The sequence below is a fragment of the Pseudomonas sp. THAF187a genome, from assembly GCF_009363395.1.
Lineage (GTDB): Bacteria > Pseudomonadota > Gammaproteobacteria > Pseudomonadales > Pseudomonadaceae > Aquipseudomonas > Aquipseudomonas khazarica.
In genome coordinates this window covers 3,474,329-3,493,432 of record NZ_CP045349.1, presented here as the reverse complement: position 1 = coordinate 3,493,432, position 19,104 = coordinate 3,474,329, and the positions used below count along the sequence as shown (strand labels likewise).

At 65.3% G+C, this 19,104-nt stretch carries 21 protein-coding genes; 11 read left to right on the top strand and 10 right to left on the bottom strand.

Annotated features, from left to right (window positions below; translation table 11 throughout):
- Window positions 1-24 precede the first annotated feature (24 nt).
- Together FIV02_RS16185 and hda are read left to right on the top strand one after the other, a co-directional pair.
- Window positions 25-1,113 carry an AI-2E family transporter gene (locus FIV02_RS16185; RefSeq protein ID WP_037053204.1) on the top strand — a complete coding sequence of 363 codons (1,089 nt, stop codon included), beginning with the start codon at window positions 25-27 and terminating at the stop codon, window positions 1,111-1,113.
- On the top strand, window positions 1,110-1,814 hold the full coding sequence (gene hda, locus FIV02_RS16180) for a DnaA regulatory inactivator Hda (protein ID WP_037053203.1): 705 nt from the start codon (window positions 1,110-1,112) through the stop codon (window positions 1,812-1,814). The genes FIV02_RS16185 and hda overlap by 4 nt, the downstream gene beginning before the upstream one ends.
- A 28-nt stretch (window positions 1,815-1,842) precedes the next feature.
- On the opposite strand, the gene FIV02_RS16175 is transcribed toward hda, so the two are convergent.
- From FIV02_RS16175 to arsC, 4 genes are read right to left on the bottom strand one after another with little or no spacing between them, the layout of a single operon-like run.
- Window positions 1,843-2,526 (bottom strand): alpha/beta fold hydrolase, encoded by a 684-nt coding sequence (locus tag FIV02_RS16175; RefSeq protein WP_152489191.1) that lies wholly within the window; start codon window positions 2,524-2,526, stop codon window positions 1,843-1,845.
- Entirely contained in the window at window positions 2,526-2,936 is a 411-nt protein-coding gene (locus FIV02_RS16170) for a DUF2069 domain-containing protein (protein ID WP_037053201.1), read from the bottom strand. The genes FIV02_RS16175 and FIV02_RS16170 overlap by 1 nt, the downstream gene beginning before the upstream one ends.
- Window positions 2,937-2,938: 2 nt before the next feature.
- The gene (gene wrbA / locus FIV02_RS16165; RefSeq protein WP_152489190.1) at window positions 2,939-3,535 is read right to left on the bottom strand and encodes an NAD(P)H:quinone oxidoreductase; all 597 of its coding nucleotides are present in this window, start codon (window positions 3,533-3,535) and stop codon (window positions 2,939-2,941) included.
- Window positions 3,532-3,885 carry an arsenate reductase (glutaredoxin) gene (gene arsC, locus FIV02_RS16160; RefSeq protein WP_037053199.1) on the bottom strand — a complete coding sequence of 118 codons (354 nt, stop codon included), beginning with the start codon at window positions 3,883-3,885 and terminating at the stop codon, window positions 3,532-3,534. Before arsC ends, wrbA begins: the two co-directional genes overlap by 4 nt.
- Before the next feature lie 137 nt (window positions 3,886-4,022).
- On the opposite strand from arsC, the gene FIV02_RS16155 reads away from it, so the two are divergent.
- Both FIV02_RS16155 and FIV02_RS16150 read left to right on the top strand, forming a co-directional pair.
- Window positions 4,023-5,240, top strand: coding sequence for a YihY family inner membrane protein (locus tag FIV02_RS16155; protein ID WP_134675435.1), 1,218 nt, complete (start codon window positions 4,023-4,025; stop codon window positions 5,238-5,240).
- Window positions 5,241-5,462: 222 nt separating this feature from the next.
- Window positions 5,463-5,663, top strand: a complete 201-nt coding sequence (locus FIV02_RS16150; protein WP_152489189.1) for a hypothetical protein — start codon at window positions 5,463-5,465, stop codon at window positions 5,661-5,663.
- 48 nt (window positions 5,664-5,711) lie between these two features.
- Here FIV02_RS16150 and FIV02_RS16145 read toward each other — a convergent pair whose 3' ends face one another.
- A complete protein-coding gene (locus tag FIV02_RS16145; protein ID WP_037053193.1) occupies window positions 5,712-6,104 on the bottom strand; it encodes a hypothetical protein in 393 nt (130 codons plus the stop codon).
- A 114-nt stretch (window positions 6,105-6,218) separates the two neighbouring features.
- Complete coding sequence (locus FIV02_RS16140; protein ID WP_152489188.1) at window positions 6,219-7,625, bottom strand: PilZ domain-containing protein; 1,407 nt, start codon at window positions 7,623-7,625, stop codon at window positions 6,219-6,221.
- A 30-nt stretch (window positions 7,626-7,655) separates the two neighbouring features.
- On the opposite strand from FIV02_RS16140, the gene FIV02_RS16135 reads away from it, so the two are divergent.
- From FIV02_RS16135 to FIV02_RS16120, 4 genes are all read left to right on the top strand, one after another.
- Entirely contained in the window at window positions 7,656-8,132 is a 477-nt protein-coding gene (locus FIV02_RS16135; RefSeq protein WP_172979169.1) for a TlpA disulfide reductase family protein, read from the top strand.
- A 99-nt stretch (window positions 8,133-8,231) separates the two neighbouring features.
- The gene (locus FIV02_RS16130) at window positions 8,232-9,404 is read left to right on the top strand and encodes an MFS transporter (RefSeq protein WP_152489187.1); all 1,173 of its coding nucleotides are present in this window, start codon (window positions 8,232-8,234) and stop codon (window positions 9,402-9,404) included.
- A 219-nt stretch (window positions 9,405-9,623) separates the two neighbouring features.
- Window positions 9,624-10,301 carry a response regulator transcription factor gene (locus FIV02_RS16125; protein WP_152489186.1) on the top strand — a complete coding sequence of 226 codons (678 nt, stop codon included), beginning with the start codon at window positions 9,624-9,626 and terminating at the stop codon, window positions 10,299-10,301.
- A gap of 62 nt (window positions 10,302-10,363) precedes the next feature.
- Window positions 10,364-11,680 carry an ATP-binding protein gene (locus FIV02_RS16120; RefSeq protein WP_230622813.1) on the top strand — a complete coding sequence of 439 codons (1,317 nt, stop codon included), beginning with the start codon at window positions 10,364-10,366 and terminating at the stop codon, window positions 11,678-11,680.
- Between the two features lie 231 nt (window positions 11,681-11,911).
- Here FIV02_RS16120 and FIV02_RS16110 read toward each other — a convergent pair whose 3' ends face one another.
- Window positions 11,912-12,910 carry an AraC family transcriptional regulator gene (locus tag FIV02_RS16110; RefSeq protein WP_037053181.1) on the bottom strand — a complete coding sequence of 333 codons (999 nt, stop codon included), beginning with the start codon at window positions 12,908-12,910 and terminating at the stop codon, window positions 11,912-11,914.
- A 165-nt stretch (window positions 12,911-13,075) separates the two neighbouring features.
- On the opposite strand from FIV02_RS16110, the gene FIV02_RS16105 reads away from it, so the two are divergent.
- The gene (locus FIV02_RS16105) at window positions 13,076-14,215 is read left to right on the top strand and encodes an acyl-CoA dehydrogenase family protein (protein ID WP_047590734.1); all 1,140 of its coding nucleotides are present in this window, start codon (window positions 13,076-13,078) and stop codon (window positions 14,213-14,215) included.
- 91 nt (window positions 14,216-14,306) lie between these two features.
- Entirely contained in the window at window positions 14,307-15,488 is a 1,182-nt protein-coding gene (locus tag FIV02_RS16100) for a CaiB/BaiF CoA-transferase family protein (RefSeq protein WP_152489185.1), read from the top strand.
- Between the two features lie 37 nt (window positions 15,489-15,525).
- Here the strand turns inward: FIV02_RS16100 and FIV02_RS16095 are convergent, their stop codons facing one another.
- The 3 genes from FIV02_RS16095 to FIV02_RS16085 form a co-directional block, all read right to left on the bottom strand.
- A complete protein-coding gene (locus FIV02_RS16095; protein WP_152489184.1) occupies window positions 15,526-16,020 on the bottom strand; it encodes a SprT family zinc-dependent metalloprotease in 495 nt (164 codons plus the stop codon).
- A gap of 169 nt (window positions 16,021-16,189) precedes the next feature.
- A complete protein-coding gene (locus tag FIV02_RS16090; protein ID WP_037053175.1) occupies window positions 16,190-16,789 on the bottom strand; it encodes a Yip1 family protein in 600 nt (199 codons plus the stop codon).
- 167 nt (window positions 16,790-16,956) lie between these two features.
- Complete coding sequence (locus tag FIV02_RS16085; RefSeq protein WP_047590731.1) at window positions 16,957-17,550, bottom strand: DNA-J related domain-containing protein; 594 nt, start codon at window positions 17,548-17,550, stop codon at window positions 16,957-16,959.
- Window positions 17,551-17,651: 101 nt separating this feature from the next.
- Here FIV02_RS16085 and ttcA point away from each other — a divergent pair, with 101 nt between their 5' ends.
- On the top strand, window positions 17,652-18,476 hold the full coding sequence (gene ttcA, locus FIV02_RS16080; RefSeq protein WP_037053173.1) for a tRNA 2-thiocytidine(32) synthetase TtcA: 825 nt from the start codon (window positions 17,652-17,654) through the stop codon (window positions 18,474-18,476).
- Window positions 18,477-19,104: the final 628 nt, after the last annotated feature.

Genomic DNA, 19,104 nt, shown 5'->3' with positions numbered 1-19,104 from the left:
CCGTTTCGCATCGAGGACGCGAGCATGACCGATTCCACTCGTTGGCTATGGATGGCCGGGCTGTTTCTGCTCGGCTGGCTGCTGTACCTGCTGCACCCGATTCTTTCTCCTTTCCTGATCGGCATCCTGCTGGCCTACCTTGGCGATCCGCTGGTCGATCGCCTGGAGCGTCAGCGCCTGTCGCGCACCGGCGGTGTGGTCGTGGTGTTCGCCCTGTTCGCGCTGGTGCTGCTGATCCTGCTGCTGGTTCTGGTACCCATGCTCGGCCGCCAGCTGGTGCGCCTGTATCAGCTGGCGCCGGAGATGCTCGACTGGCTGCAGGGCACGGCGCTGCCCTGGACGCAGTCGCACCTGGGGCTGCAGGATGTGCTGCAGCTCGATCAGCTCAAGCAGGTGTTCACCGAGAACATCGGCAAGACCACCGACGTGCTCAAACTGGTGCTGGCCCAGGCGACGTCCTCGAGCCTGGCGTTCCTCGCCTGGCTGGGCAACCTGCTGCTGATTCCGGTGGTGAGCTTCTACCTGATGCGTGACTGGGACCTGCTGGTCGAGCGCATGCGTCGCCTGTTGCCGCGCCAGCGCGAAGGGCTGGTGGTGAAACTGACCAGCGAATGCCATGAGGTACTGGGCGCCTTCCTGCGTGGGCAGCTGCTGGTGATGCTGGCGCTGAGCGTCATCTATGCCTCGGGGCTGATGCTGGTCGGCCTGGAGCTGGGGCTGTTGATCGGCCTGCTGGCCGGCCTGGCGAGCATCGTGCCGTACATGGGCTTCATCGTCGGGATCGGTGCGGCGCTGACCGCCGCGCTGTTCCAGTTCGGCCTCGATCCCTACCCGCTGCTGGGCATCGGCGTGGTGTTCATGATCGGTCAGATGCTCGAAGGGATGGTGCTGACGCCAATGCTGGTGGGGGATCGCATCGGCCTGCACCCGGTGGCGGTGATCTTCGCCATCCTCGCGGGCGGCCAGCTGTTTGGCTTCACCGGGGTGCTGCTGGCGCTGCCGGTGGCTGCCGTGATCATGGTTTTGCTGCGTCATGCTCATGATTTATATAAACTTTCCGGTCTTTACGGAGAGTCCAACAGCGGTTCCGATGAACCGCCGAGCCCTGCATGAAACCAATCCAGCTTCCCCTGGGGGTGCGTCTGCGTGACGACGCGACCTTCGCCAACTACTACCCCGGTGCCAATGCGGCGGCGCTGGGCTATGTCGAGCGTCTGTGCGAGGCCGATGCCGGCTGGACGGAGAGCCTGATCTACCTCTGGGGTGGCGAAGGCGTAGGGCGCAGTCACCTGCTTCAGGCGGCCTGCCTGCGTTTCGAGCAGCGCGGCGAAGCGGTGGTCTATCTGCCGCTCGGCGAGGTGGTGCAGCACGGCCCGGAACTGCTCGACAACCTCGAACTGTGCGAGCTGGTCTGCCTCGATGATCTCGATGCGGTTGCCGGGCGCAGCGATTGGGAGGAGGGCCTGTTCCACCTGTTCAATCGCCTGCGCGACAGCGGCCGGCGCCTGTTGCTGGCCGGCACCATGTCGCCGCGCGAGCTGCCGATCCAGCTGCCGGACCTGAAGTCGCGGCTGACCCTGGCCCTGGTCTTCCAGTTGCACGAGCTGTCCGACGAGGACAAGCTGCGCGCCCTGCAGCTGCGTGCCTCGCGGCGCGGCCTGCAGATGAGCGATGACGTCGGTCGCTTCATCCTGACCCGTGGTGAGCGCAGCATGAGTGCGTTGTTCGAGCTGCTGGAACGCCTGGATCAGGCTTCGCTGCAGGCCCAGCGCAAGCTGACCATTCCCTTCCTCAAGGAAACGCTGGGCTGGTAGGGGCTGGCGTGGGTATCTGCCACAGTCGCTAGCCTTGCTGCTGCGCGATGTCTGCCAGGAAGGTGCGAATCGCCTGTGCGCAGGCGTGTGGGCGTGCCTGCAGAATGAAATGCGGCCCGTCCAGGCGGACCTGGCGCAGATCATCGCAATGCGCGGCCAGGCTGCCGCCTGCCCTGGCCGCAACCAGACGATCCTGTCGTGGCCATAGCTGCAGGGCGGGCACGGTGAGACGCCCTTGCACTGCCCGCAGTCCTGCCAGGCTACCGAGGCGGGCACGTACCAGCGCTTGATCCAGGCCGCGAATTTCCTCCTGTACCCGTCTCAGTACTGCATCCTCGACGTCGCGACCCAGGCACAGCGCGCGCAGTATCGGCGCGTGCGTGAGCAGTGCCGGTGGCATGGGCATGTGCCTGAGCAGCGCGAGGAATGGGGACGGGCGGGTCAGGAAGGTGGCGGCGAAGATGACGGCGCGCAGGCCTTCGGGTTTTCGCAGCGCCAGGCGAAACGCCAGTGGGCCCGAGAAGGATTCACCCAGCAGCACGAAGGGGGCATGCCCCAGCTCAGCGAGCAACCTGTCGGTCAGGCTGGCGTAATCCTGCGGCCTTTGGTCCGGGAGTGCGAGCGGCTGGCAGTCGACATCCCGCAGCGCGTCGAGCAGAGGGGCGAAGAGGTTGCTGCTGCCGTTGAGTCCTGGCAGCAGCACCAGACGCATCAGGCATCTCCTGCCAGCTTGCGGTCGTACTGGAAGCGCCAGCGGGTGTAGAGCAGGGCGCAGCAGAACAGGTTGAAGCTGATCAGCGCCTCCAGCACGCCGAACAGGGCGCGTGCCGGGTCGATGGCGGCGAGCACGCCCTGGATGAAGTACAGGTTGACCACGAAGCAGGCCCAGGCGTGGGCGCGGGCATTGCCTAGGACGATGCCGGGGGCGAGCAGCGCCAGCGGCAGCAGCTGGATGGCCAGGACCACGCCGATGCGTGCGCCGTGCAGGTCGGCGAAGGCCAGGTTCCAGACCAGCAGCAGGAGCAGCAGGGCGACGAAGCTGAACAGGCTGAGCGCGCGGCTGAGCTTCATGCGTGGTTGCAGCCACTCGAGGCTGGGCAGCGGTTTCTTCTCACGGGCCACGATCAGCGCTCCAGTTTGCTGGCGGTCTGGGCCAGACGTTGGCCAAGTGCGCGGCACAGGGCGGTTTCATGTTCGTCCAGTGCCCGCTTGCCATCGCCGCCGGCATGGTGGCTGGGGCCGTAGGGGGTGCCGCCGCCGCGTGTGTCGAGCAGCGCCGACTCGCTGTAGGGCAGGCCGCAGAGCAGCATGCCGTGATGCAGCAGGGGCAGCATCATCGACAGCAGCGTCGTTTCCTGGCCGCCATGCAGGCTGGCGGTGGAGGTGAACACGCCGGCAGGTTTGCCGACCAACTCGCCGGTCAGCCACAGGTTGCTGGTGCCGTCGAGAAAATATTTCAGCGGCGCGGCCATGTTGCCGAAGCGGGTCGGGCTACCCAGGGCCAGGCCCGAGCAGTGCTTGAGGTCATCCAGGGTCGCGTACATCGCGCCGTCCTCGGGCACGTCGGGGGCGACCGCCTCGCATTCGCTGGAAACCGCCGGCACCGTGCGCAGGCGCGCTTCCAGGCCGGCCATCTCCACGCCACGGGCGATCTGTCTGGCCATCTCCGCGGTGGCGCCATGGCGGCTGTAGTAGAGCACCAGGATATAGGGCGAACTCATGCCAGCAGCTCCAGCACCTTCTCCGGCGGACGACCGACCACGGCCTTGTCGCCGGCGACCAGGATCGGACGTTCGATCAGCTTCGGGTGGCTGACCATGGCGTCGATCAGCTGCGCCTCGTCGAGGCTGGCGTCGGCCAGGCCCAGGGCCTTGTACTCGTCTTCGCCGGTGCGCAGCAGGGCACGGGCGCCGATGCCGAGCTTGCCGAGGATGCTCGCGAGCTGTTCGGCAGTAGGCGGCGTTTCCAGGTAGCGCACGACAGTGGGCTGCAGGCCTCGGGCCTCGAGCAGTTCCAGGGCACCGCGCGATTTGGAGCAGCGCGGGTTGTGATAGAGGGTCAGGTCGGTCATGGTGGCTCGCATCCGGCGTGAAGTGGCGGGTATTCTAACCGCCTGGTGCGCGGATGCACGAAAACCACCGGGTGACTCGGGTGCGACCTTTTCTCGCGGCGCACGGTCTGTTCAGGTTTGAAGGCTAAGGAGAGGTCATGCAGCGTCATCTCAGGGACTGGCTGGGGTTCTGGCTGAGTCTGTACCAGCGTTTCATGGAGAACCGTGGGGCGGGTAACGCGGCGGCGCTGACCTACACCACGCTGTTCGCCGTGGTGCCGATGATGACCGTGACCTTCGCCATGCTGTCGGCGATTCCGGCGTTTCAGGGCGTCGGCGAAGAGATTCAGGCGTTCATCTTCCGTAATTTCGTGCCCTCGACCGGCGAGACGGTGCAGGAATACCTGCGCGAGTTCACCACCCAGGCGCGCCAGCTGACCTGGTTCGGCGTCGGGCTGCTGGCAGTGACGGCCTTTCTCATGCTGGTGACCATCGAGAAGACCTTCAACGTGATCTGGCGCGTGCGTCAGCCGCGTCGCGGGATGTCCAGCTTTCTGCTCTACTGGGCGATCCTCAGCCTGGGCCCCTTGCTGCTTGGCGCGGGGTTCGCGGTGAGCACCTATATCGCCTCGCTGGCGCTGATTTCCGGGCCGGATGCCGTGCTGGGAGCCAAGACCCTGCTGGCCTTCGCGCCGCTGCTGTCCAGTATCGCGGCCTTCACCCTGCTCTACGCAGCGGTACCCAACACGCGGGTTCCCTTGCCCCATGCACTGCTCGGCGGGCTGTTCGCCGCGATTCTGTTCGAGGTCGCCAAGGCACTGTTCGGCCTCTATGTCCGCCTGTTCCCCGGTTACCACCTGATCTACGGGGCGTTCGCCACCGTGCCGCTGTTTCTGGTGTGGATCTACCTGTCCTGGCTGATCGTGCTGTTGGGTGCCGAGCTGGTGTACGGCCTGTCGCAGCCTCGCCACTGGCGGCGTGAACCGATCGCCAAGGCGCTGATCCTGCTGGTGATCCTGCGCTTGCTGTTGAAGCGTCAGCAGAAGGGTGAAGCGCTGCACCACGGCGACCTGCAGCGCGCCGGCTGGCGTCTGCCGGAGGACCAGTGGGCCGAGGTGCTGAGCTTTCTCGAGCGCGAGCGCCTGGCATGCAAGGTCGGTAATGCGGGCTGGGTACTGTGCCGGGACCTGCACAACTTCACCCTGCATCAGTTGCTGGAACTCAGCCCGTGGCCGTTGCCGAACGTCTCGCAGCTGCCCGCGCAGCTCGACGAGCCCTGGTACCCGAGCCTGTGCAAGGGCCTCGAGCACCTGCAGAACGAGCGCGAAGAACAGTTCGGTATCAGTCTGGCGCTCTGGTTACCGGGCAAGGAGTGAGCGCACGCCGTCGCGTAGCGACGGCCCGGAGGGTCACCGTCAGGGATGGCAGGTGACAAAAAACGTCAGTTTGCGGCGTCACTACTCCGTGCTTTCATCAGTGCAGCAGGCGTGACGCCGAGTAACGGCGTGATACACAGGGCTGGCATGTTTCTGGCAACGGCAGTTTCAGTTGCTATCGAACTGCCAGCAGGGCAGGGATCGCTAAGGACGCATGCAGGAATGACTGGCAGAAACAAAGTAATCCATCTCCATCGACGCGACCCGCAGGACGCGCTGGAGCGGCTCAACCGCATCACCGGGCTGCGTTTCGCGCGCTGGCCCGAATCGCTGCTCGAACAGGTGGCCCCCGAGAATCTGCCGCAGACTGCGGAGCCGGCCGTCGAGCAGCCTTCCTCCAATCCGGAGGCTTCCTCCGGCTGAAACGAAAACCCCGCGCAGTGCGCGGGGTTCTGGTCTTGCCGGTTCGCCTCAGGCGAGGGCCTGGCGACTTTCGCTGCTGGCCTGCTCGACGGCTTGCACGAAGAACTCCTCGACCACCAGGCTCTGCGCCGGCACGGCGGAGCGCAGGCGCACCTGCATGTCTTCGACTTTCTGCCGTACCGGCATGCGTGCGATGCCGGACAGCAGGATCTTGCCCTGGGCATTGACCTTGCCGTGGTCGACATTCACTTCGCGGCGCTTGTCACCGTCGCGGTAGCTGACCAGCAGCGATACCGGCAGGTTGGCCAGGCCCGGCAGTTGCAGCCAGGTCGCGACGTTGTATTCGGCCACGCGACCCTCGTAGGGCGTGACCACCAGGCGAGCGACGTCGACGATGCGTGAGGGTACGGAGCCGATCAGCTTGTCTTGCGCTTGGGACATGATGCTATTCCAGGCAGGTTGAGACTTCAGTGCCAGGAATTATAAGCAGCCCTCGCGTGACGAAACTGTGCGCTCGACAGACAGGATGCGTGATTGGGATCGCACTTTTGTGTATCAAGCCAGACGCAAAGGATGGCGCGTGACCGACGAGGTTCCCAGGTTGCTTTCGGGCAGCGGCAGGATGGCCTGGTTGTGCACGCTGGCGAGTTGCAGCCAGAGGTTTTCCCCGGTGGCGAACTGGCCGTTGGGCAGCCACAGGCCGTGATGCCATCCGTTGCCAGGGGCCGGGGTGCTCTGCAGCACGCCGGGGTGGGTTTGCGCGTTGGGCGCCCGCCGCAGCCACACCGGACGCGGCAGGCCCTTGAGGTAGCGCAGGCCCAGGTGCAGGCCTTCGGCGTTGAGGTGGCGCCAGCGCACCAGCGCCAGCGTGGGCGTGCCATAGGTGAGCAGCAGCACCAGTTGCCCGACCTGCAGTTGCCCCCCTTCGTTGGCATTGCACAGCAGCCTCGCGCCGCCGGGGCTGGCGTCGAGTATCTGCGCCTCGGTGCGTTGCGGCAGCTTGTCGAGCAGTTGCGCGTGAATGGCCGGCAGCCCGACCACCAGGCTGCACTGGCCGTCGAGTTCGGCACGTTCATGGCGACGTTGCTGGCGCGTCAGCCAATGCTGGCGCACGCGCTCGAGCAGCTGACGTTCCTGGCCACTCTGCAGCGGGGCAGGCTCGTGCAGGGCGATCAGCAGGGCACCCAGTTCGAAGCGGCGAAGATTCTCCGGCTCGCCCTTGGCCTGCTGCTCGAATGCCAGGCAGGGCTGCGACTCGCTGAGATCGACCAGCGGGCCCTCGGCTTCGTCTTCCTCGTCCCAGGGCAGCAGCCTGGCCAGTGCCGCGAGCGGGGCGAGCGCACTGAACAGCGTCAGGCACTCACCTTCGTCCAGGTGGAAGGGGTTGCTCTGCGCCAACAGCAGCATCTGCTGGTAGAGGCCGCGCAGGGTGCTGGCCGGCTTGGGCTCGAAGGCCGCCGCGACCGGTTCGTCCAGGCACTGCTGGTGCTCGCCGATCCAGTACAGCAGGTGGCTGTCGCGCCACAGGGCCGCGGGTGGTTCCTGGTACAGCTGGTAGTGGCGCAGCAGCTGTTGAGCGAGAAAGTGCTGGGCCATGTACAGGCACCAGGCCAGGTGCGGCAGGGATGGCTGACGGCCTTGCAGGATCTGCAGCAGCAGGCGCTTGAAACCGGTCGCCAGCTCGCCGCACAGGCGTACGAACAGCGCGCTGGGCGGTGGCTGGCGGTTCGCCAGGCCGGCGTAGTGGCGATACTCGTCACTGAAGCTTTGCAGCGCACGTTGCCTTTCCAGTAAGGTCAGGCCGCTGCGATTGAGCGTGAACAGCAGGCCCAGCACTTGCTGCAGGCCGTGTTCCGCTTCGAGCAGGCGCGCGGCGGCGAGTCGTTCGACGATCTCCGCTGGCGATACACTGCTGTCCTCGCGGATGTCCGGTACTTCCAGACGCAGGGCATCCAGCGTCATATCAACCCCGAGAGGACGAGGATCGAGTACATGGGCTTACGGCTCCGGATTGTCGGCAAGGCTGTTCTGGGTATTTGCGCCGGTCTAGTGTTGGCCGGTTGCAGCGAAGATTTCGGACCTGATCAGCATGGACGAAAGGTAACGGCTGACAGCCTGGATGGCCAGTGGCTGGTCATTAATTATTGGGCCGAGTGGTGCGCGCCTTGCCGCACGGAAATTCCCCAGCTCAATGCATTGGCGAAGGCGCTGGAAACGCAGTCGGCGCAAGTCATCGGCGTCAACTTCGATGGTTTGCAGGGCGATGCGCTGAAGCGTGCTGCGGATGGCTTCGACATTCGTTTCACCGTGCTTGCCGAGGACCCGGCAGCGCGTTTCGAACTGCCGCACAACGATGTGCTGCCGGCGACCTACATCGTCGATTCCGAGGGCAGGTTGCGTGAGCGCTTGGTCGGCGAGCAGACCTCGGCGGGGCTGCAGGCGCATCTGCAACGCCTGCGCGAGGAGTGACGCGCCGATAAAAAGCACTGCGACGAGCAGTCGCAGTGATAGATAGCATGCTAAGCTTTTGTCGCGGCCGAACCTGCGCCGTGTTCCATGAGCTTGCCGATGTCCGCACCCCATCTCGTTCGCGGCAGCGCCGGTTACCGGCGTGCCACCCTGGCGCTGTTCTGCGCCGGCTTCGCCACCTTCGCCATGCTCTATTGCGTGCAGCCGCTGCTGCCGCTGCTGGCTGCGCACTTTCGCGTCTCGGCGGCCAGCAGCAGCCTGGCCCTGTCGCTGACCACCCTGAGCCTGGCCCTGTGCCTGCTGGTATCCGGCGCCCTGGCGGAAAGCTGGGGGCGCAAGCCGGTGATGGCTGCTGCGCTGGGGCTCGCTGCACTGCTGGGAATGGCCTGTGCGCTGGTGGACGAGTGGAGCAGCCTGCTGTTGTTGCGCGCCCTGCTGGGCCTGGCCCTGAGTGGCCTGCCGGCGCTGGCCATGGCCTATGTCGGCGAGGAGTTCGATCCCGAGGCGCTGCCCGCCGCCATGGGCCTGTACATCGGCGGTACGGCCCTGGGCGGGTTGCTCGGGCGTTTGCTCGCGGGGCTGTTGAGCGACCTTGGCGGCTGGTCCTGGGCCCTGGGCGGCATCGCCTTGCTGGGCCTGCTGGCGCTGCTGCTGTTTCTCTGGCTGCTGCCGCCGTCCCGGCATTTCTCCGCCCAGCCACTGTCGCTGCGCGGGCTGCTGCGCAACTTCATCCTGCACCTGGGCAACCCGCGCCTGCGCGTGCTGTTCGCCCTGGCGTTCCTGCTGATGGGCGGTTTCGTCGCGCTGTTCAACTACGTGGGCTTTCGCCTCGCCGCCGAACCGTTCAACCTGTCGGCCACGGTGATCGGCCTGCTGTTCACGGTCTACCTGCTGGGCATCTTCAGTGCCGGCTGGGCAGGGCGGCTGGTGCCGCGCTTCGGTGCGCGTCAGGTGCTGTCCGGGGGCATCGCCCTGATGCTGCTGGGCGTCGCCCTGTGCGTCGGGCCCTGGCTGGGTTCGGTGGTCGTCGGGCTGGCCTTGTTCACCCTGGGCTTCTTCGCCGCGCATGCGGTGGCCAGCGGTCAGGTCGGCGCTCATGCGCAGGGCGCCAAGGCGCAGGCATCGGCGCTCTATCTGTGTGCCTATTACCTGGGCTCCAGTGTGGTTGGCTATGGTGGAGGGTATGTCTGGGAGCATGCCGGCTGGCTGGCATTGCTCGGCGTATTGGCCATGCTGTTCGTGCTGGCGGCGGTCCTGGTGCGACGCCTCTAGGCTGTTTGGCGCTCATTCAGTAGGTGTTCAAGGAAGGTTCAGCGCCTGTTCAGTAGTCTTCCCGCAGGCTTGGCGTCGAGTCGTTGATGGCCGCGCCGAGGCCTGCAACCCTGGTGTGGCGCTTCGCTACCGGCAGTGGTTGTGGCTGTCGCCGACTTTTTCGTTATCTGGCCGGGTATCTGCCCGGCCTTCGCAGTCTTGAGTAGAAGGGAGAAGAACATGAAGTTGCTGGTGGTGGAGGATGAGGCGCTGCTGCGTCACCATCTGTTCACTCGCCTCAGCGAGAACGGGCACGTGGTGGATGCCGTGCGCACGGCTGAAGAGGCGTTGTACCGTGCCGAGTCGTTCAATCATGACCTGGCGGTGGTCGATCTCGGCCTGCCGGGCATGAGCGGTATCGACCTGATCCGGGAGTTGCGCAGCCAGGACAAGCATTTCCCGATCCTGATCCTCACCGCACGTGGCAACTGGCAGGACAAGGTCGAAGGGCTGTCCTGCGGGGCGGACGATTACGTGGTCAAGCCGTTTCAGTTCGAGGAGCTGGAGGCGCGCCTGAATGCCCTGCTGCGTCGCTCGTCGGGGTTCACCAAGTCGACCATCGAGGCCGGTGCGCTGGTGCTGGACCTGAACCGCAAGCAGGCGAGCGTCGATGAGCAGTCCCTGCAGCTGACGGCCTACGAGTACCGCATCCTCGAGTACCTCATGCTGCATCACCAGCAGGTGGTGGCCAAGGAACGCTTGATGGAGCAGCTCTATCCGGGCGACGACGAACGCGACCCCAACGTCATCGAGGTACTGGTGGGGCGTCTGCGGCGCAAGCTGGAGGCGCTGCTGAATGGCAAGCCGATCGAGACGGTGCGTGGCCAGGGCTACATGTTCAACGAGCGCTGCAAGTGAAGCGACTGCGCAGCATCCTGCGCAAGCTGCGCATCCGCCTGGGCTCGCTGCGTCTGCGGCTGATGCTGGCCAGCGCGGCCCTGGCGATGCTGTTCATGCTGTCGCTGATGCCGGTGCTGCAGGGCGTTTTCCTCATGGCCCTGGAGCAGACGGTGGAGAAGCGCCTGGCCTCCGACGCGGCGGCGCTGATCTCGGCCGCGCGCATCCACGATGGCGAGCTGCACATGCCGGAGAAGATGCCCGACGAGGAGTTCGACAACCTCGATTCCCATCTGCTGGGGTTCATCTTCGACCGGGACGGCACACTGCTCTGGCGTTCGCGCTCGTCCATCGACGAGCTGGTGCGCTACCTGCCGCACTATGACGGCCAGGGCCACGAATTCGCGCGTATCCGTGACGACAGTGGCCATGAGTACTTCGTCTACGACATCGAGGTGGACCTGCTGCGCGGCGATGAAACGGCGCTGAGCATCGTCACCATGCAGCCGACGCGTGAATATCAGGTGCTGTTCAACGGCTTCGCCTGGCAGTTGCGCCTGTGGCTGGGCATCGCCCTGCTGGTGCTGCTCGGCTTGCTGTGGTTCGGCCTGACCTGGGGCTTTCGCAGCCTGCGCGGGCTCAGCGATGAACTCGATGGCGTGGAGGCGGGCACGCGCCAGCGCCTGAGCGACGATCACCCGCGCGAGCTGCTGCGCCTGACCAATTCCCTCAACCGCCTGCTCGACAGCGAACGGCGCCAGCGCGAGCGCTATCGCGACTCGCTCGAGGACCTCGCCCATAGCCTGAAGACGCCGCTCAGCGTGCTGCAGGGCATCGGCGAGACCCTGGCCGTTCAGGAGGGCAATCGCGAGCAGGCGCAACTGATGCAGGCGCAGATCGAACGCATGAGCCAGCAGGTCGGCTACCAGCTGCAGCGTGCGAGCCTGCGGCGCAGCGGCCTGGTGCGCCATCGCGAGCAGATCTGGCCGCTGCTGGAAGGCCTGTGCCGTTCGCTGGACAAGGTCTATCTCGACAAGCAGGTGGAGGCGACGCTGGAGGTGCCCGAGCACAGCCAAGTCACCATGGAGCGTGGTGCCCTGATGGAGCTGCTCGGCAACCTGCTGGAGAACGCCTACCGGCTGTGCCTGCAGCGGGTGCGGGTGAGCGTGCAGCCGTTGCTCGACGGCTGCCTGATCACCATCGAGGACGATGGCCCCGGCGTGCCGCAGAATCAGCGTGAGCGCGTGCTGCAGCGGGGCGAACGGCTGGATGCGCAGAATCCGGGGCAGGGCATCGGCCTGGCGGTGGTCGAGGACATCATCGAGAGCTACGACGGTGAGCTGAGCCTGGAGGATTCCGAACTGGGCGGCGCCTGTTTCAGGGTGCGCCTGTACGACTGAGGCGCATGCCTCAGTCAACCCATTGTGGGTTCCACAGCGCTTCCCAGAAATGCCCATCCGGGGCCTGGAAGTAGCCGGCATACCTGCCCAAGAAGGTGGCCTGCGCCGGTTTTACGAGCGTCGCGCCTGCGCCATGAGTGCATCGACCTCTTCCGCGCTGGCCAGATTATGGCCAAGGGTGATGACGCTGATATGGGATCGCATGGGCGCGCTCCTGTCGTGCCGTGGCGGTCAGCCCTCCTGGGCACGATAGGCGCCAGGGGTCAGTCCGGTCCACTTCTTGAACGCCCGATGGAATGCCGAAGGCTCGGAGAAGCCCAGCTGTTCGGCGATGTCCTGAATGGCCAGTTCGTCGCGGCCCAGGTGATAGATCGCCAGGTCACGGCGCAGGTGGTCCTTGAGTTCCTGGAAACTGGTGCCTTCCTCGCGCAGGTGACGGCGCAGGGTCTGCGGGCTGGTGTGCAACTGGTGAGCGACCTGTTCGAGGTCGGGCCAGGTACGGCAGTCGCGCCCGAGCAGGCGGCGAATCTGGCTGATCAGGCTGTCACCGCCGTCGGGGCGTGCCAGCAGATCGGCCGGGGAGTGCTCGAGAAATTGCTTGAGCGTGCGCTCGTCCTGCAGCAGCGGCATGGCCAGGTAGCGGGCATGGAACAGCAGGCTGGTCTGCCCGGCGGCGAAGCGGCGGCTGCAGGGAAACAGCAGTTCGTACTCGGCGACATGTTCCGGCTCGGGGTAGGCGAAGGTGGCTTCCTCGAGGCGGATGCGCTGGCCGATCAGCCAGCTGCCGAGGCGGTGCCAGATCACCAGCAGGCTTTCCACCAGAAAGTGATCCGGGTCCCACAGCGTGCTGTCGTCCACGCTCAGCCGCGCCCAGTCGCCCTCGCGCTGCAGGTGGATGCTCGGTGCGTCCGGGAACAGACCATAGAACAGGGCACCACGGCTCAGGGCCTTCTCCAGGCTGCGGCAATGGATGATGGCGTGGCCCATCATGGCGAAGGTGCCGCGTTTGCTGGGCTGGCGCCCGAAGCCCAGGTACTCGTCGTCCAGTGCCTCCCAGAGCAGCTGCATCAGCCGGGCGAACTGCTCGGGGGCGATGCGTGCACGTGGTTCCACCAGCACCGCCGGCTGGATCCCGGCCTGGCGCAGTAGCGCGTCGCAGGCGAGGCCGCGGCGCCCGGCACCGCGCAGTGCGGCGCGGACGAAGTGGCTGGCGATGGTGCGTTCGCGCATGCTGGCTTTCCAAGGTCGAGGGGCACCGATGGTAGGCGGCTGGCGTTCGCGGCGGCAAGCCAGCCGAGCGATTGGGTCAATTCAGGCTGAGCGCATGGGTCATTGAGGGGGCAGCGGGGCGGCACTTACCCTCTGGCTCATAAAAAACAGCGGAGGACCCGCCCCATGCAGCGCACTCATTTCGACACCGAACACAACCTGTTTCGCGATGCCTTCGCGGCATTCCTGGACAAGGAGGTGGTGCCCCATCAGGAGGCCTGGGAAGAGGCCGGAGTGGTGGATCGCAGCGTGTGGCGCAAGGCGGGCGAAATGGGCTTCCTGCTGCCCTGGGCGGACGAGGAATATGGTGGCACGGGGCTCAAGGACTTCCGCTACGAGCAGATCATGTGCGAGGAGCTGGCGCGTATCAACGAGCCCGGTTTCATGATTCCGCTGCACTCGGCGCTGTGCGGCCCCTATATCGCCGAATACGGCAATGCCGAGCAGAAGGCGCGTCTGCTGCCAGGCATCATCCGTGGCGAGACCATCCTGGCCGTGGCAATGACCGAGCCGGCCGCCGGCTCCGACCTGGCCGGCATGCGCACCACGGCGGTGGACAAGGGCGATCACTGGCTGCTCAACGGCTCCAAGGTGTTCATCTCCAACGGTTACCTGGCCGACGTGGTGATCGTCGCGGCCAAGACCGATCCGGCCAACAAGCACGCCATGGGCCTGTTCCTGGTCGAGCGTGGCATGCCGGGTTTCGAGCGCGGCAAGAAGCTGAAGAAGCTCGGCATGCACAGCCAGGATACCGCCGAGCTGTTCTTCAACGAGGTCAAGGTGCCCAAGGAGAACCTGCTCGGCGACGCCAAGGGCGGCTTCTTCTACCTGATGAACATGCTGGCCCAGGAGCGCCTGACCAACGCCTGTGGCGCGGTGGCCGGGGCCGAGGCGGCGCTGCAGGCGACCGTCGAGTACGTCAGGGAACGCCAGGCCTTCGGCCGTCCGGTGGCGCACTTTCAGAACACCCGCTTCAAGCTCGCCGAGATGCGCACGCAGATCGACGTGGCGCAGGTGTTCACCGACCGCTGCGTGATGGACCACAACCAGAAGCAGCTCAGCCCCGAAGTGGCTGCCGAGGCCAAGCTGTTCACCACCGAGCTGCTCGGCAAGGTCGTCGACGAGGGTGTACAGCTGCATGGCGGTTGGGGCTACATGTGGGAGTATCCGATCTGCAAGATGTACGCGAACGCGCGCATCCAGCGCATCTTCGCCGGTACGTCGGAGATCATGAAGGAAATCATCAGCCGTGGCATGAAGCTGTAAGGTCGCGCAGGAGCGATCAGCGCATCGGCGTTGCGGGGGCGTATGAACGCTGCCGCCGCGTCGGCCAACCGGTCACTTATCAGGAGACGCCATGAGCGGCCCACTGTCTTCGTTGAAGGTTCTCGACTTCTCTACCCTGTTGCCAGGGCCATTCGCTTCCTTGCTGCTCGCCGACATGGGCGCCGACGTCCTGCGCGTCGAGTCGCCGACGCGCATGGACCTGGTGCGCGTACTGCCTCCGCACGATGGCGGCACCTCCACCAGCCACGCCTACCTGAACCGCAACAAGCGCAGCATCGCCCTCGACCTCAAGCGCGCGGAGGCGGTCGAGGTGGTCAAGCAACTGGTGCGTGAGTACGACATCGTGCTGGAGCAGTTTCGCCCCGGTGTGATGGACAAGCTGGGCGTTGGCTACGAGGCGCTCAAGGCGATCAACCCGAGGCTGATCTACGTGTCGATCACCGGTTATGGCCAGAGCGGGCCGTATCGTGATCGCGCCGGGCACGACATCAACTACCTCGCACTGGCCGGCATCGCCAGCTATACCGGGCGTGCCGACAGCGGCCCGCTGCCGCTGGGGGTGCAGCTGGCGGACCTGGCCGGCGGTTCATTGCATGGGGTGATCGGCCTGCTTGCCGCCGTGGTGCAGCGCCAGGTAAGCGGCCAGGGCCAGCAGGTCGACGTGAGCATGACCGATTGTGCCTTCAGCCTGCATGGCATGGCAGGCGCAGGCTACCTGGGCGCCGGTGTGGATCCGGACATGGAGAATCAGGCGCTCAACGGCGGCAGTTTCTATGACTACTACCGCACGCGCGACGGCCGCTGGTTCTCGGTCGGCAGCCTGGAGCCACAGTTCATGCAGCAGTTCTGCGCCGCCATCGGTCGTCCCGAGCTGGCGGCACGCGGGCTTTCGCCCAAGGCGGACGACCAGCGTGCGCTCAAGCGCGAGATCGAGATCGAGATCGAGAAGCGCGACTTCGCCGAGTGGAGCGAGGTGTTCGCCGCGCTGGATGCCTGCGTCGAGCCCATGCTGCCCCTCTCCGAGGCGGTGGCGCATCCGCAGATCAGGTCCCGTGAGCTGGTGGTCGAGGTGCCGCGCGAGGGGCTGCCGGCGCAGGCGCAACTGGCCTGCCCGCTGAAATTCTCCGACGGCCTGGCGTCACCCCGGCATGTCGGCGCGGCAGTCGGTGCGCACACCGAGCAGGTGCTGCAGGAACTGGGTTATGACGCCGAACGGATCGCCGCGCTGCGCGAGGCGCGCGTGTTCGGTTGAGCCGCGCTGGGCGGTTGCGCGTGCTGAGGCGCTCTGCTTACTCCTGGCGCTGTTCACCGCTGAAGGTCAGCGTCACCTTGCAGCGTCTGCAATAGTAGCGGCGGCCCTTGGCGACCAGGGCATGACGTTGTGCCGAGAAGGGGAACTCGCCGTCCGTGCAACCGCAGCGGTAGATGAAGCGATTGACCTTGCGGCGCTCGACCTCGTAGCTGTGGCAGCGATGCGGCGGCAGCTCGTAGACACCCCGCATGATCAGCTGCCACTCCTCGCCATGCGGCTGGATGCGTGGGCCAAACAGCTGGTGGGCGATCATGTGGGCGACTTCGTGCGGCACCGTCTGGCGCAGGAAGTCCTCATGGTTGTCCCGGTACAGCTGCAGGTTGAAGCGCAGCTTGTTCTCCGTCAGGTGGGCGACGCCCGCCTTCTGCCCGCGCAGCTTGAAACTGATCAGCGGGCGGGGGAAAGGTTGCTTGAAGAAGGCCTCGGCCTGTTGGTAACAGGCTTCGACACGGGCATGGATCTGTTCGGGCATGGCAGGTAGCGGCTGCGGTTCGACGGGGGATTATGCCGCAAGCGCCAGGGATACGGCGAAGTTGCCCGGACCTGCGGACCAGGTGCCGCCTTCCGGGCCGACGAATGGTGGCCCAGATGCAAGAAGGGCCGACATCGCTGCCGGCCCTTGCTGTCGACGCGCTTCCGCGCTAGCTGGTGTAGACCGGGCCGACGCCCATGCCCCAGAGAATCACCGAGCTGGCGATCATCGCCACCAGTACCACCAGACCGACCGCCAACACCGAGCTGGAGAACATGAAGCCTTCGTCCTCGGGGATGCTCATGAAGGTCGGTATGCCAACGTAGAGCAGGTAGACCGTGTAACAGATGGCGATCGTACCCACGACCATGCCCAGCCACAGGTGCGGGTACAGGGCCGCCAGGCCGCCGATGAACAGCGGGGTCGCGGTATAGGCGGCGAAGACGATGCATTGGGTCAGGCTGGGATTGGCATCGTAGGTGCGCGCCATCCAGTGGATGAAGGCGCCCATTACCGCGACGCCGGCGAGCATGGCCAGGTAGGACATGATGGTCATCACCATCGCACTGCCTTCGGTGAGCATCACCGGCGCTCGATCACCGATGGCCCAGCCGACCTGGGTGGTGCCGATGTAGGCTGAGATCGCGGGGATGGCCGCGAGGATCAGCACGTGGGTCAGGTACATGTGGCTGATGGATTCTTCCTCGCCACGGATTTCTTGCCATTCTTGGTCGGGATGGGTGAAGAGCCCCCAAACGTGGTGGATCATGCCAGACACCTCCTCATTCTTATGACGGTCGCCCCCCGCGGACGCCCGGCGCGCATGGGCAGCGCCACCGGGTGACCAAGCCGAATCAATGCGACCTTATGTCGCAGTATAGGCAGGGGCTGGAGCAGGCGTGGTGCCTGGCTTTAGAGCAAATCGCTCTCTCTGGGTCAGCGGTAATAGCGCTCTAGAATTTCCATCGCCAGGTTGATCGACTGCAACCGCTCTGTGCTGCCGCCTCGGTCGGGGTGGTGCTGGCTGACCATCTGCCGATAGCGTTGCTTGATCCGTGGCAGGTCGAGGGCCCGCTCGTCGTCCAGCTCGAACAGCTCCAGCGCGGCCTGCTTCTCGTCGCCACCCTGCATGCGCGTCCAGAAGCTGGTCAGCAGGCGTTCGACGTCGCGCTCGTCGGTATCGCGCAGCTGGCTCATGTCGAGGTAGTAGTCACGCAGCTCGTCGCGCTCGCTCAGCGCAGCGGCGCCGGGCTCGTACGGCAGCAGGCGAATGCACAACGGGCTGATCTGCAGCAGGTGGCTGCCCTGCTGCCAGAGCCGTTCGCGCAGGCGATACAGGGCGTTGAACAGCAGGAAATGGGTGCGGAACAGCACCAGCTTGTCGGCCAGCGGCAGGTTGGGGATATGGCCGCTGTGGCGCTCTTTCAGTTGCTGGATCAGCGCGTATTCGGCAAGCCCCTCGGGAGCGGCCTGCAGCAATTGCAGCACCTGTTCGGCGAGGTCCTGAGTGGGGTCTAGGTCGTCATTCATCGGCCGAGCCTAGCATTTCGTTGCCGGTGGGGTAGGGGCGAGACGCCATTGTGCGTAAAATGTCGCGCTTTCGTTCCCACCCCCTCGGATTTCGACGCACCATGGGCACCCTTTCGGTCAACCAGAACAAACTGCAGAAGCGCATTCGCCGCCTGGCCGGCGAGGCCATCACCGATTTCAACATGATCGAGGATGGCGACAAGGTGATGGTCTGCCTGTCCGGCGGCAAGGACAGCTACACCATGCTCGACGTGCTGCTGTACCTGCAGAAGGTGGCGCCGATCAAGTTCGAGATCGTCGCGGTGAACATGGACCAGAAGCAGCCCGGTTTCCCCGAGCACGTGCTGCCGGCCTATCTGGAATCCATCGGTGTGCAGTACCACATCATCGAGAAGGACACCTACTCGGTGGTCAAGGAGAAGATTCCCGAGGGCAAGACCACCTGCTCGCTGTGCTCGCGCCTGCGTCGCGGCACGCTGTACACCTACGCCGACGAGATCGGTGCGACCAAGATGGCGCTGGGGCACCACCGCGACGACATCCTGGAAACCTTCTTCCTCAACATGTTCTACGGCGGCACGCTCAAGGCCATGCCGCCCAAGCTGCTCTCCGACGATGGCCGCAACGTGGTGATCCGCCCGCTGGCCTACTGCGCCGAGGCGGACATCGAGGCCTACAGCCAGCTCAAGGAATTCCCCATCATCCCGTGCAACCTGTGCGGTTCGCAGGAGAACCTGCAGCGCCAGGTGGTCAAGGAGATGCTGCAGGAGTGGGAGCGCAAGAGCCCCGGCCGTGTCGAGATCATGTTCCGCGCCCTGCAGAACGTGCACCCGTCGCAACTGGCCGACCGCAACCTGTTCGACTTCCGGAGCCTGAAGATCGACGACAGCGCCACCCCGCGCTTTCTCGACGTGATGAGCCTGTAACCAGGGTAGGGCGGATCACGCTTCACCGATCCACCGTGCCGGGGCATTGGTGGATGTAAAAAGCGACATCCACCCTACGGGTCGACGGCAGCGGCGTGCCGCGCTTTCTTACGTGATAAGTCTGTAGCCGGCGTAGGGTGGATCACGCTTCACCGATCCACCGTGCAGGGGCGTTGGTGGATGTAAAAAGCGACATCCACCCTACGGGGCGACGGCAGCGCCATGCTGCGTTTTCCCGACGTGTGAGCCTGTAATCGGGGTAGGGTGGATCACGCTTCACCGATCCACCGTGCAGGGGCGTTGGTGGATGTAAAAAACGACATCCACCCTACGGGTCGGCGGCAGCGCCGTGCTGCGTTTTCTTGACCTGATAAGTCCGTAACCGGCGTAGGGTGGATCACGCTTCACCGATCCACCGTGCTGGGGCATTGGTGGATGTAAAAGGCGACATCCACCCTACGGGGCGACGGCAGCGCCGTGCTGCGTTTTCTTGACCTGATATGTCCGTAACCGGTGTAGGGTGGATCACGCTTCACCGATCCACTGTGCTGGGGCCATCGGTGGATGCAGGAACCGACATCCATGCCGCGTCGCATGGGTGCTTGCCAGGCCGTCAGGGCCTGGAGTA

Coding starts and splice junctions, on each gene's coding strand:
- FIV02_RS16185 (WP_037053204.1), top strand. CDS start 25: ATGACCGATTCCACTCGTTGGCTATGGATGGCCGGGCTGTTTCTGCTC.
- FIV02_RS16140 (WP_152489188.1), bottom strand. CDS start 7,625: ATGACGCTGGATGCCCTGCGTCTGGAAGTACCGGACATCCGCGAGGAC.
- FIV02_RS16095 (WP_152489184.1), bottom strand. CDS start 16,020: ATGCCCGAACAGATCCATGCCCGTGTCGAAGCCTGTTACCAACAGGCC.
- FIV02_RS16150 (WP_152489189.1), top strand. CDS start 5,463: ATGACTGGCAGAAACAAAGTAATCCATCTCCATCGACGCGACCCGCAG.
- wrbA (WP_152489190.1), bottom strand. CDS start 3,535: ATGAGTTCGCCCTATATCCTGGTGCTCTACTACAGCCGCCATGGCGCC.
- arsC (WP_037053199.1), bottom strand. CDS start 3,885: ATGACCGACCTGACCCTCTATCACAACCCGCGCTGCTCCAAATCGCGC.
- FIV02_RS16125 (WP_152489186.1), top strand. CDS start 9,624: ATGAAGTTGCTGGTGGTGGAGGATGAGGCGCTGCTGCGTCACCATCTG.
- FIV02_RS16090 (WP_037053175.1), bottom strand. CDS start 16,789: ATGATCCACCACGTTTGGGGGCTCTTCACCCATCCCGACCAAGAATGG.
- FIV02_RS16155 (WP_134675435.1), top strand. CDS start 4,023: ATGCAGCGTCATCTCAGGGACTGGCTGGGGTTCTGGCTGAGTCTGTAC.
- hda (WP_037053203.1), top strand. CDS start 1,110: ATGAAACCAATCCAGCTTCCCCTGGGGGTGCGTCTGCGTGACGACGCG.
- FIV02_RS16135 (WP_172979169.1), top strand. CDS start 7,656: ATGGGCTTACGGCTCCGGATTGTCGGCAAGGCTGTTCTGGGTATTTGC.
- FIV02_RS16085 (WP_047590731.1), bottom strand. CDS start 17,550: ATGAATGACGACCTAGACCCCACTCAGGACCTCGCCGAACAGGTGCTG.
- FIV02_RS16120 (WP_230622813.1), top strand. CDS start 10,364: ATGCTGGCCAGCGCGGCCCTGGCGATGCTGTTCATGCTGTCGCTGATG.
- FIV02_RS16100 (WP_152489185.1), top strand. CDS start 14,307: ATGAGCGGCCCACTGTCTTCGTTGAAGGTTCTCGACTTCTCTACCCTG.
- FIV02_RS16175 (WP_152489191.1), bottom strand. CDS start 2,526: ATGCGTCTGGTGCTGCTGCCAGGACTCAACGGCAGCAGCAACCTCTTC.
- ttcA (WP_037053173.1), top strand. CDS start 17,652: ATGGGCACCCTTTCGGTCAACCAGAACAAACTGCAGAAGCGCATTCGC.
- FIV02_RS16110 (WP_037053181.1), bottom strand. CDS start 12,910: ATGCGCGAACGCACCATCGCCAGCCACTTCGTCCGCGCCGCACTGCGC.
- FIV02_RS16130 (WP_152489187.1), top strand. CDS start 8,232: ATGTCCGCACCCCATCTCGTTCGCGGCAGCGCCGGTTACCGGCGTGCC.
- FIV02_RS16145 (WP_037053193.1), bottom strand. CDS start 6,104: ATGTCCCAAGCGCAAGACAAGCTGATCGGCTCCGTACCCTCACGCATC.
- FIV02_RS16105 (WP_047590734.1), top strand. CDS start 13,076: ATGCAGCGCACTCATTTCGACACCGAACACAACCTGTTTCGCGATGCC.